Origin of the sequence: Oceanimonas marisflavi, from assembly GCF_003049725.1 — a bacterium.
GTDB lineage: Bacteria > Pseudomonadota > Gammaproteobacteria > Enterobacterales > Aeromonadaceae > Oceanimonas > Oceanimonas marisflavi.
In genome coordinates this window covers 14,569-28,449 of the sequence record NZ_QAGM01000032.1, presented here as the reverse complement: position 1 = coordinate 28,449, position 13,881 = coordinate 14,569, and the positions used below count along the sequence as shown (strand labels likewise).

Sequence of the window (13,881 nt, the reverse complement as noted above, 5' to 3'; positions counted from 1 at the left end):
ATTATGGCAAACTGTGCGGACGGCAGGCATGGCGGATACTCTTTGTTTTTTTGGCGATTAATAAAGAGAAAATCTACCATGCCTGCCTATTTTTTTGGGGATCCCTCAGCGCCTTCGCGGGAGTGACCAGTGTCCAATCGCCGGGGTTAGGCCAGTTCGGCCCAGAGATCATACTCGTCGGAGTGGGTGACGGTCACATTGACCATGTCGCCGGGCTTGAGACCGGTTTCGCCGTTCAGGTACACCATGCCGTCGATTTCCGGGGCGTCGGCGCTGGAGCGACCGATGGCGCCTTCCTCATCCACCTCGTCGATCAGTACCTTGATGGTTTTGCCCACCTTCTGGGCCAGGCGGCGGGTGGAAATCTGCTGCTGCAGCGCCATAAAGCGCTCATAGCGTTCCTGCTTGACCTCTTCCGGCACTGGATCGGCCAGCTCGTTGGCGCGGGCGCCTTCCACCGGACTGTAGGTAAAGCAGCCCACCCGATCCAGCTCGGCCTGCTCGATAAAGTCGAGCAGCATCTGAAAGTCTTCCTCGGTCTCGCCGGGGAAACCGACGATAAAGGTGGATCGAATGGTGAGCTCGGGGCAGATTTCGCGCCAGCGGCGAATCCGCTCCAGGGTGCGCTCCACCGCGCCGGGACGTTTCATTAATTTAAGAATGCGCGGGCTGGCGTGCTGCAGCGGAATATCCAGGTAGGGCAGGATCTTGCCGTCGCGCATCAGCGGAATAAGGTCGTCCACATGGGGGTAGGGGTAGACATAGTGCAGCCGCACCCACACGCCCATCTTGCCCAGCTCTTCGCACAGCGCCTGAATGTGAGTTTTCACCGGCATGCCGCTGGCAAAGCCGGTCTTGTGCCTGACGTCAACGCCGTAGGCGGAGGTGTCCTGGGAGATCACCAGCAGCTCTTTGACGCCGGCATCCGCCAGCCGGCCGGCCTCGGCCAGCACGTCGCCGATGGGACGGCTGTCCAGATCACCACGCATGGACGGAATAATGCAGAAGGTACACTTGTGATTGCAGCCTTCGGAGATCTTCAGATAGGCATAGTGCTTGGGGGTCAGCTTGACGCCCTGCTCGGGCACCAGGTTAACAAAGGGGTTGTACTCCGGGCGCGGCACGTAACGGTGCACGTGCTCCAGCACCTGCTCGTAGGAGTGGGGACCGGTGATTTCCAGCACCTTGGGGTGCACTTCACGAATTTGATCTTCCTTGGCGCCCAGGCAGCCGGTGACGATGACCTTGCCGTTTTCATTCAGGGCCTCACCGATGGCTTCAAGGGATTCCTGCACGGCGCTGTCGATAAAGCCACAGGTGTTGACGATCACCATATCGGCATCATCGTAGGAAGGCACCACATCATAACCTTCAATACGCAGCTGGGTCAGAATACGCTCGGAGTCGACCAGGTTTTTCGGACAGCCGAGAGACACAAAACCGATACGGGGAACAGACATACTCACTAGAATGAACTCACTTTGAAGAACGAATACAAGAAGGGGCGCATTTTACACCGGGGCAGGCTGATTAAAAAAGCCCCAATAACAAAAACACCCCGGCGGGCCGGGGTGTTTTGCGCATGAAGAAAACTTATTTGGCGAAGTTTTCTGCTACGAAGTCCCAGTTGACCAGGGCCCAGAAGGCTTTCACATAGTCGGGGCGCACATTGCGGTAGTCGATGTAGTAGGCGTGCTCCCACACGTCACAGGTCAGCAGGGGAGTCAGGCCTTCTTCGGTCAGCGGGCAGCCGGCGTTGGAAGTGTTAACCAGACCCACGGTACCGTCGGCTTTTTTCACCAGCCAGGTCCAGCCGGAGCCGAAGTTGGTCACGGCAGACTTGGTGAACTCTTCCTTGAAGGCGTCAAAGGAGCCGAAGGCAGCCTTGATGGCATCGGCCAGGGCGCCGGTGGGCTCGCCGCCACCGTTGGGAGACAGGCAGTTCCAGTAGAAGGTGTGGTTCCAGACCTGAGCGGCGTTGTTGAAGATGCCACCGGTGGAGGTCTTGATGATGTCTTCCAGAGACTTGCCTTCGAACTCGGTGCCCGGAACCAGGTTGTTCAGGTTAACCACATAGGTGTTGTGGTGCTTGCCGTGGTGATATTCCAGGGTTTCCTGGGAGATGTGCGGCTCCAGGGCGTTCTTGGCATAAGGCAGTGCGGGAAGTTCAAAAGCCATTTTCAATTCTCCATTATTATGCGCCGGATGATACCGGCGAAGACATTGCTGCTTGCTTCTTGTTGTGACGGTCACGACCTCATACAGCATAGCCGTACACCGCTAAATTGCTGAATCGATTGTAACAGTTAGCCCGCGGGCTAAACAACAACAGCTTTTGTGCGGGTAACCGGGCGGTTAATTTATCGATTGCGACCCTTGAGACCGGGAAGGGATGCAGTAGAATGGAGCCTTTAACAACCCTTGTCCGGAGTGGTCATGGACACCATTGAAAAGATCAAAACCCAAATCAGTGAAAACCCCATTCTGCTGTATATGAAGGGGTCTCCCAAGTTCCCGAGCTGCGGCTTTTCCGCTCAGGCATCCCAGGCCCTGATGAACTGTGGCGAGCCCTTTGCCTATGTGGATATTCTGCAAAACCCGGAAATCCGCGCCGAGCTGCCCAAATACGCCAACTGGCCGACCTTTCCCCAGCTGTGGGTGGAAGGCGAGCTGATCGGCGGCTGCGACATCATCATCGAGATGTTCCAGCAGGGCGAGCTGCAGACCCTGATCAAGGAAACTGCCGCCAAGCACCCCAAGCCCGAGCAGGCCTGATAGCCCGGCTTTGGCACCCAGGTAAAATGCGGGCGCAACAAATTAAATGTCATGCCGGCCTTGAGCCGGCATCTTTTGTTTAGGTGAACAGCGATCTGGAGCCAGGGATGGGTGTTGGTAGCTGCCGCTTTAGCTGGCAGGGCCTGTGAAACAGGCCTGATGACAAGGTTATCTGCGAGTTTGCGCCGGCTGAAGCGGCACCTACAATGCCACCCCAGTCCCCAGTCCCCAGTCCCCAGTCCCCAGTCCCCAGTCACCGCTCTTAAACCGCCGGTATCTGCTGGGTAATGCAGTGAATATTACCGCCGCCGAGCAGGATTTCCCGCGCCGGTATGCCCACCACCTCCAGCTCCGGAAAGATCTCCTGCAGCCGCTCTCTGGCAATCTCATCGGTATTTGAATCCAGCAGCGGAAACAGCAGCCGGCCATTGGTGATCAGAAAGTTCACGTAAGAGGCCGCCAGCCGCTCGCCGGCGGGGCGGGGCACGCCGCTGCCGGATTCGATGCCGGCGGCCTCTTGCTCACTGATATACAAGGGACCGGGTTGTGGCAGCAGCCACACCTTGAGCCTGCGCCCTTGAGCATCGGTGGCCGAGCTCAGCACCTCGAACGCCGCCTGGGTACGTACATATTGCGGATCCTGCGGGTCTTCGCAGCCGTGCAGTATCACCTCACCGGGGCGGGCAAAACAGGCCATGTTGTCGATATGGCCGTCGGTTTCATCCATATACACCCCTTCATCCAGCCAGATAAAGGTGGTGACCCCAAGCGTGTCGCGCAGGTGCTGCTCAATCTCGGCCTGGCTCAGGTGCGGGTTGCGGTTGGGGTTGAGCAGGCACTCTTTGGTGGTGAGCAGAGTGCCTTCGCCGTCCACATGAATGGAGCCGCCTTCCAGCACCAGCGGGCTTTCCACCGCGGCGATGCCATGTTGCGCCAGCATTTGCTGCGCCACCGCCTGATCCTGATCCCAGGGGGAATAGAGGCCGCCATGGTCACCGCCCCAGGCGTTAAAGCGCCAGTCAATGCCCTTGATGCCACCCTGGCCATCCACCACCACGGTGGGACCGGTATCCCGGGCCCAGGCATCGTCGCTTTCAATCTGCACCAGAGTCACCGCCGCCGGCATGGTGGCGCTGGCCTTGTCCATTTCCGCTGCCGGCACCGCCATAAACACCGGCGTCACCTTTGAGATGGCCTCGGCCAGCCCGGCAAAGGTGGCCTGGGCCGGGGCGCCGTTTTCCCGCCAGTTGTCGGGGCGGTGGGGCCAGATCATCCACACCGCCTGCTGGGGCGCCCACTCGGCGGGCATGTAAAAGCCCTTGAGTGCATCCATCAGCGGCCTCCGCTCTGTTTGCCGTCTGAAGTCAGCAGGGTCTGATACATGGCCGGGCGGCGATCCCGGAACAGGCCCCAGCTGGCGCGGGTTTTGGCAATCTCCGCCAGATCAAAACTGTGCACCAGCACGCACTCGCTGGCCTTGTCGGCCTGCTGCACCAGCTCGCCAAACTGATCGGCAATAAAGGACGAGCCGTAGAAGGTGATTTCCAGGTTGTCGTGGTACTTGCTCTGCTCGGTGCCGATGCGGTTGGAGGCGATCACCGGCACCAGGTTGGCGGCGGCATGGCCCTGCTGGGTGCGGGTCCAGTGGGGCTGGCTGTTAATGCTGGCGTCCTGGGGCTCGGAGCCGATGGCGGTGGGGAAGAAAATCAGCTCGGCACCCAGCAGCGCCAGGCTGCGGGCGGTTTCCGGGAACCACTGATCCCAGCAGATGGCCACGCCAATTTTGGCGTAGCGGGTCTGCCACACCTTGAAGCCGGTGTCGCCGGGGGTAAAGAACTGCTTTTCCTGATAGCCGGGGCCATTGGGAATGTGGGTCTTGCGGTACAGATCCAGCACGGCGCCATCGGCGTCGATCACCACCAGGGAGTTGTAATAGGCATTGCCGGCGCGCTCAAAGAAGCTGAGCGGCAGCACCACTTCCAGCTCTTTGGCCAGAGCCTGAAAATGGGCAATCAGCGGGCTGTTGTCCACTTCCTGAGCCAGGGCAAAGTGCTCCGGGCTCTGATCAATGCAGAAGTAGGGCGCTTCAAACAGCTCCTGAATAAGAATGATCTGGGCGCCCTGACTGGCGGCCTCGCGCACCAGTTTTTCGGCGCGGGCGATGTTTTCGTCTCGGTTCCAGCTGCAGGCCATCTGGGTGGCGGCCACGGTTACCATGGTCATATCAAGGCTCCTTGTATTGGGTTCAAAAGACCGGCGTCATATGTGGCGGCCGGTGTGCATAAGTTGAGTCTGCGGCTTGCCAGCCCATCCATCAAATGAATACTATTTATTTTATTATCCATGATGTGAATTTTGCATGAAACTTCACCAGCTCGACCTCAACCTGCTGCTGGCCTTTGACGCCCTGATGACCCAGCGCAATGTCACCCGGGCGGCGCAGCAGTGTTTTATCAGCCAGCCGGCCATGAGCCATGCCCTCAACCGGCTGCGCCAGTTCTTTGAAGATCCCCTGCTGGTGCGCAGCGCCACCGGCATGCAGCCCACCCAGCGGGCGCTGAGCCTGCACCAGGCGGTGCGCCGGGCGCTGATCCTGCTGGAGCAGGAGCTGGGACGGGAAGAGCATTTCAAGCCGGCAACGTCTCGCCGGCGCTTTGTGATCAGCACCACCGATTATGTGGAATGCGTATTGATCCCGCCGCTGATTAACCGGCTGAAAACACTGGCCCCCGGGGTGCATATCGAAATTGAGATTCTGCGGGATCAATTACCTGAAGCCGCCCTGGCCAACGGTGAGGTGGATCTGGTGCTGGGCTTTGATGAATACATGAAGGTACCGCCCTCGCTGTGCTCAGAAACCTGGCTCACCGAGCCCCTGGCAGGCATTGTGGCCGCCGATCATTCCGAAGTGGGGGAGGCCCTGTCGCTGGCGCAGCTCACTACGCTGCCTCATGTGTTTCACTCGCCTCTGGGGACCCGTGAAGCCAGCATCGATACCTGGCTGGCAGAGCAGGAGCTGAAACGGCAGATTTCGGTGAACAGCCAGAGTTACATGTCGGCGGCGGCCATAGTGGCGCAAAGCGATCACCTGCTGGTGCTGCCCAGCAAGGTAGCGGCCCTGCTGGCCGGCGCCTGGCCGTTAAGGCAGGTGGCGCTGCCGGCGGATCTGCCGGCCTACCATCTCAACTGTGTCTGGCATCCGCTGCACGACCGCCAGCCCGCTCTGCAATGGCTGCGGGAACTACTGCGCTCGCTGATGTGAGCGGGAGGGTTGGCGATTCGCTTCGCTCATCACAACCTACTCGTTCTGCGGGCAACTGAAGTGATGCCAGAAACCACTGTGCCGGGCAGAGCCCGGCACAACTGATGGCTGACAGCTTACCGCTGAAAGCTGGGTTTAAAGCACCATGGCAGCCAGCCAGCCAAAGCCTACCAGCGGAATATTGTAGTGCAGGAAGGTGGGTACGACAGAGTCCCAGATATGATCGTGCTGACCATCGGCGTTCAGACCCGAAGTGGGGCCAAGCGTCGAGTCGGAGGCCGGTGAGCCGGCGTCACCCAGGGCACCGGCGGTGCCGATAATGGCCAGGGTCGCCAAAGGCGAAAAGCCCAGTGACATGCACAGGGGCACATAAATGGGGGCGATAATCGGAATGGTGGAAAACGACGAGCCGATGCCCATGGTGATCAGCAGGCCCACCACCAGCATGGACAAGGCCGCCAGCGCCTTGTGATCGCCCAGCACATCGGCTACCGCCTGCACCAGGCTGCCAATGCCGTCGGTGGCCTTGATAACCGCCGCAAAGCCGGCGGCGGAGATCATGATAAAGCCGATCAGCGACATCATCTTCACTCCCTGGGTAAAGGCGTCCTGGCTCTCCCGGAACTTGATCACCCCGCCCATGGTAAAGATGATAAAGCCCACCATGGCGCCGAGAATAATGGAGTCACTGTACAGCTGCAGGCTGAGAGCGCAGAGAATGGCCACCACCGCAATGCCGATATGCAGCGGATTAATCTGAATATGCTCCGGCTCCACCGCAATAATCTTGCTTTCGTCATACAAGCGGGGCTTGCGGTAGCTGACAAACAGCGCCACCAGCAAACCGAGGAACATGCCGGCCACGGGAATGCCCATGGCCAGTGGCAGCATGCCCTTGGTGGCTTCAACACCGTTCTCAATCAGATTGGCCAGCAGAATATTGTTCAGAAAAATGCCGCCAAAGCCCACCGGCAGCATCATGTAGGTGGCGGTCAGACCAAAGGTGAGCACACAGGCCACCGCCCGGCGATCCAGCTTCAGCCGTGCCATCACATGCAGCAGGGGCGGCACCAGAATGGGTATAAAGGCGATATGAATGGGGATCAGGTTCTGGGACGACACCGCCGCCAGCAACAGGGCGCACAACAGCACCGCCTTTATCCACAATACGCGGCCCTGGCTGGCATCCTGCCCCAGCGCGCGGATAATGCGTACCGCCAGCAGATCGGTAATGCCCGAACGGGAAATGGCCACCGCAAAGGCGCCCAGCATGGCGTAACTGAGGGCGATGGTGGCGCCGCCACCCAGACCATCGGCAAAAATCTTCGCGGTATCGGTCAGCGACAGGCCGCCCACCAGGCCGCCCACCAGGGCACTCAGCGCCAATGAGATCACCACGTTGATGCGCAGCAGGCTCAGCACCAGCATCAGACACACGGCGACGACAACGGGATTCATGAAATATCCTTTTTGCTTTTAACGTAAAATGAAGCGGGTAGTTTGCAAATCGGGCCGGGAATGTCGAGCATTATTTGTCAAAATCGCCGAAAAACCACATTGTGTGAACTTTGTGCAAGCGCAATGTTATCGGTGTGCACCCCCTTGGGTTTGTGATGCGCCGCCCATATACTGTTGGTTCCACCGCGATGATCCAGTGATTCATTCGCGTGTTAACACAGCAAGGAGATAGACATGAGCGTACTGGTAGGCCGTCAGGCTCCCGACTTTACCGCTGCTGCCGTTCTGGGTAACGGCGAAATCGTTGATAACTTCAACCTCAAGGAGTTCACCAAGGGCAAGGCTGCCGTGGTGTTTTTCTACCCGCTGGACTTCACCTTTGTGTGCCCGTCCGAACTGATCGCCTTTGATCACCGCTTTGAAGAGTTCCAGAGCCGCGGCGTGGAAGTAATCGGCGTGTCCATCGACTCCCAGTTCAGCCACAACGCCTGGCGTAACACCGCCGTTGAAAACGGTGGTATCGGCCAGGTGAAATATCCGCTGGTTGCCGACGTGAAGCACGAAATCTGCCAGGCTTACGACGTTGAGCACCCGGAAGCCGGTGTGGCCTTCCGCGGCTCCTTCCTGATCGACGCCAACGGCGTGGTTCGTCACCAGGTAGTGAACGATCTGCCTCTGGGCCGCAACATCGACGAGATGCTGCGCATGATCGACGCCCTGCAGTTCCACGAAGAGCACGGTGAAGTGTGCCCGGCCCAGTGGGAAAAAGGCAAGGCCGGCATGCAGGCCTCTCCGGACGGTGTGGCCAAGTACCTGTCCGAGAACGCTGAAGGCCTGTAAGGCAAGCGTTTTCTGAATATAAAAAATGCCGGCATATGCCGGCATTTTTTATGGGTATGGATCTTTTTCGGTCAGGCGGGGGCAGGCTCTTTCAGCAGCCCCAGCATGGCCTGAGCATGTTCGGCGGTTTCCCGGCCCAGCTCGGTGAGATAGCCGCCATCGGCCTGGGTAATCAGTCCTTTTTCGTGCAGCCGGGCGGCAGCCTGAACCATGCTGGGGTCGGCGTCGTGATGCACCTTGATACCTTGCTGAGTGGTGTCGAGATCAAAATGCAGCAGCAGATTCAGTTCATCCATCAATGCCGGGTGATAGCGCATGGGCACTCCTTGGTGTGTGAGAGTCACCTAAGACGTTAGCCTGTTATGGCGGTGGTGAGTGAGGCTTGGCTCACAAATACCGAGTCGGACGGGTCTTTTTCACACTTGCATCCGGCGGCACGGTTGCGGATTATGTGATTTTTGTCACAACAACAAAGGATACTGTCTTCATGAGCGCCATTTGTATCAAGGACGCCCGGTTTGCCATCAGTGAACGCCACCAGCTGCATATTCCCGAACTGAGCCTGAGCGCTGGCCAGTGCTGGGCGTTTGTGGGGGCCAACGGCAGCGGCAAAACCGCCCTGGCCCGGGCCCTGGCGGGGGAGCTGAAATGCACGCAGGGTGAAGTCAGCCATGGCTTTGCCCATGTGGAGTGGGTATCGTTCGAACAGTTGCAGCAACTGGCCGACCGGGAGCACGACGAGGACGAAAGCGACTTGCTCGACGCCCAGGATGATGGTCACAGTGCCCGGCAGATCATGCTGGAAGGTGGTAACGATCCTGTCCGGCTGGAGGCACTGGCGGAACGTTTTGGTATTACCTCGCTGCTTGATCGCGGCTTCAAGTACCTCTCCACCGGTGAAACCCGCAAGGTGTTGCTGTGCCGGGCGCTGCTGAGCCAGCCCGAACTGCTGGTGCTTGATGAGCCCTTTGACGGCCTCGATGTTAACGCTCATGAAGGACTGATGAGCCTGCTCGCCGAGCTGGTGGCCGGTGGTCAGACACTGGTGCTTATCGTCAACCGCTTTGAAGAGCTGCCCGGCTTTGCCAGCCATCTCGGCATTCTGGCTGAATGTGAGCTGACCCAGGCCGGCCCGCGCGAGCAGATCGGAGCCTCGGTGGAGTTGCAGCAGCTCAACCACCTGGCGCAACTTGAAGCCAGCACCCAGGCCCTGCCGCCGGCAGATCCGGATGCCGGGCGCCGGGAGCTGGACCCGGATACACCGCGCATTGTGATGCGCGATATGCGTGTCAGTTATGGTGACAAGGTGATCCTCAATGGCCTGAACTGGCAGGTGAACCCGGGTGAGCACTGGCAGATCATGGGTCCCAACGGCGCCGGCAAGTCCACCCTGCTGAGCCTGGTGACCGGCGATCACCCTCAAGGGTACAGCAACGATCTCACCCTGTTTGGCCGGCGCCGGGGCAGTGGCGAAACCATCTGGGACATCAAACAGCACATCGGTTATGTCAGCACCACCATGCAGCAGGACTACCGGGTGACGGCCACGCCGAAAGCGGTGATACTGTCAGGCTTTTTCGACTCCATCGGCGTGTACCAGCAACCGGGTGATGCCCAGCTCAAGCTGGCGGATCAATGGCTGGCGCTGCTGGGCATGACGGATTTTGCCAATGAGCCATTCCGCAACCTGTCCTACGGCCAGCAGCGGCTGTTGCTGATCGCCCGGGCCATGGTCAAGCACCCCCCCATTCTGATCCTGGACGAGCCGTTGCAGGGCCTCGACACCTTTAATCGCCACTGGGTCAAGCGCTGGATCGATCTGCTGGTAGCCGAAGGAAGCACCCAGTTGCTGTTCGTTTCGCACCATCAGTCAGATGCTCCTTCCTGTATCAGCCACCGGTTGAGTTTTGTATCTGATGGTGAAGGCGGTTACCGCTACCTCTGCGAAAGTCCTGAGAAAGCTTGACCCGAAACAAGGACCGGGTCAGGATGGAGATCCCACTTGTTCGTCGGATTTTCGCCGATGCTGAATATGGACTTTTCCCAATTCCTGACCCTTCCTTACCAGACCGATCGCTGGCAGCCTTCACCGGTGGCCGGGGTATGGCGTTATCCGCTGGAGCGGGAAGCCGCCGAAAGCGGCCATGTCACCAGTCTGGTGCGCTTTCAGCCCGGGGCTGTTTTCCCTGAACATGAACACCCGCTGGGCGAGGAGTTCTGGGTGCTGGAAGGCACCTTCTCCGACGAGAACGGGGATTATGAAGCCGGCAGCTATGTACGTCACCCGCCGGGCAGCCGGCACCAGGCGTTCAGTCGTGAGGGCTGTGTGATTTTCGTCAAGCTGAACCAGTTTGAGCAAAGTGACGATGCGTTCAGGGTTGTGCGGGAAGAGCAGGGGCTCTGGCTGACCGGTGAGCACGGTTTTCGCCGGTTGTCGCTGCACCGCCATGGCGGTGTCAATACCAGCCTGCTGGAGTTTGCCAATGGTGGCCGTTTTCCGGCCTGCTGTTACCGGGCCGGACTGGAGATCCTGGTGCTGGAAGGCGAGCTGCACAAGGACAGCGAGCGTTTTGGCCCGCTGAGCTGGTTGCGTCTGCCGCCGATGTCGCTCCCTGAATTGACCGCAAAGGGACATACCCGGCTATGGGTACGTACCGGCCATCTGAACGTGGCCAGCCCGGTCCGCCACGCTATTTAATTCTGGTATAGACCAAGCACCCGCCCACTGGCGGGCGCTTGGTTATGACTGCAGCCCAGGCTCGCCGAAGTCCGGCGTATCGGTGGGAGCGGGGGGCCAGCCACCCAGCAGTTTCCAGCGGTTGACGATGGTGCAAAACAGCTCGGCAGTCTTGCGGGTGTCATACAGGGCGCTGTGCGCTTCCTTGTTGTCAAAACTCATGCCGGCAGCGCGGCAGGCCTTGGCCAGCACCGTCTGGCCCAGAGCCAGACCGGCCAGACTGGCAGTATCAAAGGTGGCAAAGGGGTGAAACGGGTTGCGCTTAAGTTCGGCCCGCTCGGCAGCAGCCATGACAAAGCCGTGATCAAAGGAGGCATTGTGGGCCACGATCACCGCTCGCTGGCACTGGTTGGCCTTGATGCCCTTGCGTACGCCCTTGAAGATCTGCTCGAGGGCTTCCCGCTCGGTCACGGCGCCGCGCAGGGCGCTCCAGGGATCAATGCCGGTAAATTCCAGTGCCGCCGGCTCCAGATTGGCGCCTTCAAAGGGAGTGACATGAAAATGAAAGGTCTGATCCGGGCTCAGCCAGCCATTTTTGTCCATTTTCAGAGTGATGGCGGCAATTTCCAGCAGGGCGTCGGTGCGGGCATTGAAGCCGCCGGTCTCCACGTCGATCACCACCGGATAGTAGCCTCGAAAGCGCTCATGAAGCTGGTTGGCTGAAGTTGTTGCCGTCATGTTGGTCCTGTTGCTGCAAAAAACGGTCGCCCATTATGCCAGAGTCCACCGGCATCGTCGCCCGCAGCAAGGTTGCGGTGGCCGAGTGGCGTAATAATACGCAAACGGAATGCAAAGCCGGAAAAAGGGTTGCACCCGGCGTCGGGCTTGCCTAATATACGCCCCGCTGACGAGGCACAGACTCTGACAGCAACAGAGTGAAGCGAACACTCTGAAATAAAATACAGCAAACAATTTGGTGAGGTGTCCGAGTGGCCGAAGGAGCACGCCTGGAAAGTGTGTATACGGAAACGTATCGAGGGTTCGAATCCCTCCCTCACCGCCAAACAAGATAAGCCCCTGAGTCTATAAAGATTCAGGGGCTTTTCATTTTCGGGTGGTAAGTTGGGATACCGGTGATGCACAGTCAGGACTCAGGGTCTTCTGTTTAATCGGTTGCTAATGGCCCGATCCCGGCTTCCATGCGCGGAAGCTTCCTGTTTCTTCTATGATGACCGGGTAGCCCTCGATACACAGAGGGATTTTTGAGCGCAGCTCTGCTGTTATTCTGGACGAATAAACCTTGATGCAGGGTGTGCCTTCGCAAAGCCCAATTCCGGTACCTTCAACCTCGGGGAGGGCCATCCACTCATCCCGGTAGGCATACAGCACCTGCTCTATGGTTTTGCTGTCTGCCACAACAACCCCTGCTTTATATTAGAAAGTCACAGTTACTTCGGCTGAACAGGCAGTCGTACCAGCGTTGCAGATCTTATATCTGTAGCTGTCGCCGCCCTTTTTATTGATATTGTCGGTATAAAACCCATCATTGCCAGTTGTGGTCAGGGGAGCATTATCCCGATACACCTCGACGGTATCGCCTGCTGCCCCGCTCCAGCTCAGATCGGCTTTCTGCAGCCCTCTGACTTTGTAGCCGGTGGCGGCCAAGGTGATGTCACCAGTTACAGGCTCGGAAACGGTCACACCCTGAGTCATGGTGTCCGTTTCACCGTCATTATCGGTGACCGTCAGCTGGACGGTATGGGGGCCGGCAGAACCATAAGTATGGCCCGGGTTCTGTTCAGTGGATGTGTTTCCATCGCCGAACTCCCACAACCAGGCCGTGATTGATCCGTCTGAATCTGTGCTTTGGTCGGTAAAATGGGCTGTCAGTTCGGAGGTGGCATAACTGAAGTTCGCCGTCGGCGGTGTGTTGTCGGGCATATCCCCTGAGCCATCATCAATGGTCACGTTAAACCGGTTAAGTACCACGTCTATCTGATTGGCGAGCGTGCGGGTATTGCTGCCGGCAAACAACAAGCCGACGGGATTATTATTACTATCATCGGTGACAATCAATGAGCCGGAATCGCCGCCATCACTGAAAGCCCCCGGTGAAATAGCGATCTGTTCTACAAATCGTGCTGATTTTACACACCGAAAGGGGCCTTGAGTCCGGTAGCACACATCTATGGTTACGTTCACCTCGGCAACCTCTCCCTGAGTCCACCCCGTGGTCCGGCCGTACTTCTGGACTGCTTGTCCGGGGTATGCCGTGACCGTGGTCAAAGCGGGCACTCCATAGCCGTCCCCGGGTGTTGCAACACCGAGGTCAAAGACAGAGCTGGCAGCAATGGCTGCATCCATTGTGTTCGTACCGGAAAAATCGATTGGCTCAAAATCATCGAGTGTGCCAATGGTGTCGTCCGCCGTGTTCTGGCCACCGTCCAGAGCGCCTGGCTGCAGCACAGTGTCGCCAATACTGGCTTCGTTGCTGTTGGCATAGACGTGGTTATTGCTCAAGGCATAGACAATACCGTCAGCGTCCTTGACCCGAGCCCCTATGGTACCGGCAGTGATATCCGGGTGACCGCTGGAAACGCCAATGGGTACTGGCCGGGCAAAGCGCGCCGTGGGATCGGCGCGAGCCACGAATCTGCCGGTAACAACGACCTGGACGGGGATTTGCTCAATGGCCTGGGGAATGTCGGGCATACCGGCCCGGGCGGTATAGACCTTGATGGTTACTTCGCCGTTTTCATCGTAGCCAATGCCCGTGCCTTCGATACCGTCTCTCGCCATCAGGGCCTCTGAATATTTTTCCTGGACTGCCATGGCGCGATCCAGTCCCGGGGGATGGATCCAGTCAGGT

The 13,881-nt window shown here is 58.7% G+C and carries 14 protein-coding genes and 1 tRNA gene; 6 read left to right on the top strand and 9 right to left on the bottom strand.

The genetic code is table 11. The features are described 5' to 3' along the window. Window positions 1-146: 146 nt before the first annotated feature. Window positions 147-1,460 (bottom strand): 30S ribosomal protein S12 methylthiotransferase RimO, encoded by a 1,314-nt coding sequence (rimO, locus tag DA373_RS15060; RefSeq protein WP_107853101.1) that lies wholly within the window; start codon window positions 1,458-1,460, stop codon window positions 147-149. A gap of 133 nt (window positions 1,461-1,593) precedes the next feature. Further along, window positions 1,594-2,178, bottom strand: a complete 585-nt coding sequence (sodB, locus tag DA373_RS15055) for a superoxide dismutase [Fe] (protein ID WP_107853100.1) — start codon at window positions 2,176-2,178, stop codon at window positions 1,594-1,596. A 258-nt stretch (window positions 2,179-2,436) separates the two neighbouring features. Here sodB and DA373_RS15050 point away from each other — a divergent pair, with 258 nt between their 5' ends. Further along, window positions 2,437-2,775: a Grx4 family monothiol glutaredoxin gene (locus tag DA373_RS15050; protein WP_014292664.1), complete on the top strand. Its 339-nt coding sequence runs from the start codon at window positions 2,437-2,439 to the stop codon at window positions 2,773-2,775. A 262-nt stretch (window positions 2,776-3,037) separates the two neighbouring features. Here DA373_RS15050 and aguA read toward each other — a convergent pair whose 3' ends face one another. Further along, complete coding sequence (aguA, locus tag DA373_RS15045; protein WP_107853099.1) at window positions 3,038-4,108, bottom strand: agmatine deiminase; 1,071 nt, start codon at window positions 4,106-4,108, stop codon at window positions 3,038-3,040. Then, window positions 4,108-4,998, bottom strand: coding sequence for an N-carbamoylputrescine amidase (gene aguB / locus DA373_RS15040; RefSeq protein WP_107853098.1), 891 nt, complete (start codon window positions 4,996-4,998; stop codon window positions 4,108-4,110). The genes aguA and aguB overlap by 1 nt, the downstream gene beginning before the upstream one ends. Before the next feature lie 136 nt (window positions 4,999-5,134). Between aguB and DA373_RS15035 the strand changes: the two genes are divergently transcribed. Next, the gene (locus tag DA373_RS15035; protein WP_107853097.1) at window positions 5,135-6,037 is read left to right on the top strand and encodes a LysR family transcriptional regulator; all 903 of its coding nucleotides are present in this window, start codon (window positions 5,135-5,137) and stop codon (window positions 6,035-6,037) included. Window positions 6,038-6,172: 135 nt separating this feature from the next. Here DA373_RS15035 and DA373_RS15030 read toward each other — a convergent pair whose 3' ends face one another. After that, on the bottom strand, window positions 6,173-7,495 hold the full coding sequence (locus DA373_RS15030; protein ID WP_107853096.1) for a Na+/H+ antiporter family protein: 1,323 nt from the start codon (window positions 7,493-7,495) through the stop codon (window positions 6,173-6,175). A gap of 234 nt (window positions 7,496-7,729) precedes the next feature. On the opposite strand from DA373_RS15030, the gene DA373_RS15025 reads away from it, so the two are divergent. Further along, entirely contained in the window at window positions 7,730-8,335 is a 606-nt protein-coding gene (locus DA373_RS15025; RefSeq protein ID WP_107853095.1) for a peroxiredoxin C, read from the top strand. A 71-nt stretch (window positions 8,336-8,406) separates the two neighbouring features. Here DA373_RS15025 and DA373_RS15020 read toward each other — a convergent pair whose 3' ends face one another. Next, window positions 8,407-8,652: a TIGR02647 family protein gene (locus DA373_RS15020; RefSeq protein ID WP_107853094.1), complete on the bottom strand. Its 246-nt coding sequence runs from the start codon at window positions 8,650-8,652 to the stop codon at window positions 8,407-8,409. 170 nt (window positions 8,653-8,822) lie between these two features. Here DA373_RS15020 and modF point away from each other — a divergent pair, with 170 nt between their 5' ends. Continuing rightward, window positions 8,823-10,301 carry a molybdate ABC transporter ATP-binding protein ModF gene (gene modF / locus DA373_RS15015; RefSeq protein ID WP_107853093.1) on the top strand — a complete coding sequence of 493 codons (1,479 nt, stop codon included), beginning with the start codon at window positions 8,823-8,825 and terminating at the stop codon, window positions 10,299-10,301. A gap of 66 nt (window positions 10,302-10,367) precedes the next feature. Next, window positions 10,368-11,033 (top strand): cupin domain-containing protein, encoded by a 666-nt coding sequence (locus tag DA373_RS15010; RefSeq protein WP_232821298.1) that lies wholly within the window; start codon window positions 10,368-10,370, stop codon window positions 11,031-11,033. A 42-nt stretch (window positions 11,034-11,075) separates the two neighbouring features. Here the strand turns inward: DA373_RS15010 and rnt are convergent, their stop codons facing one another. Beyond that, window positions 11,076-11,750: a ribonuclease T gene (gene rnt / locus DA373_RS15005; protein WP_107853091.1), complete on the bottom strand. Its 675-nt coding sequence runs from the start codon at window positions 11,748-11,750 to the stop codon at window positions 11,076-11,078. 237 nt (window positions 11,751-11,987) lie between these two features. Here rnt and DA373_RS15000 point away from each other — a divergent pair. Then, window positions 11,988-12,075: transfer RNA gene (locus tag DA373_RS15000), tRNA-Ser, on the top strand. 113 nt (window positions 12,076-12,188) lie between these two features. Here the strand turns inward: DA373_RS15000 and DA373_RS14995 are convergent. Together DA373_RS14995 and DA373_RS14990 are read right to left on the bottom strand one after the other, a co-directional pair. Then, window positions 12,189-12,428, bottom strand: a complete 240-nt coding sequence (locus DA373_RS14995; RefSeq protein WP_198650330.1) for a hypothetical protein — start codon at window positions 12,426-12,428, stop codon at window positions 12,189-12,191. An 18-nt stretch (window positions 12,429-12,446) separates the two neighbouring features. Beyond that, window positions 12,447-13,844 carry a PKD domain-containing protein gene (locus DA373_RS14990; RefSeq protein WP_157953731.1) on the bottom strand — a complete coding sequence of 466 codons (1,398 nt, stop codon included), beginning with the start codon at window positions 13,842-13,844 and terminating at the stop codon, window positions 12,447-12,449. Window positions 13,845-13,881 lie beyond the last annotated feature (37 nt).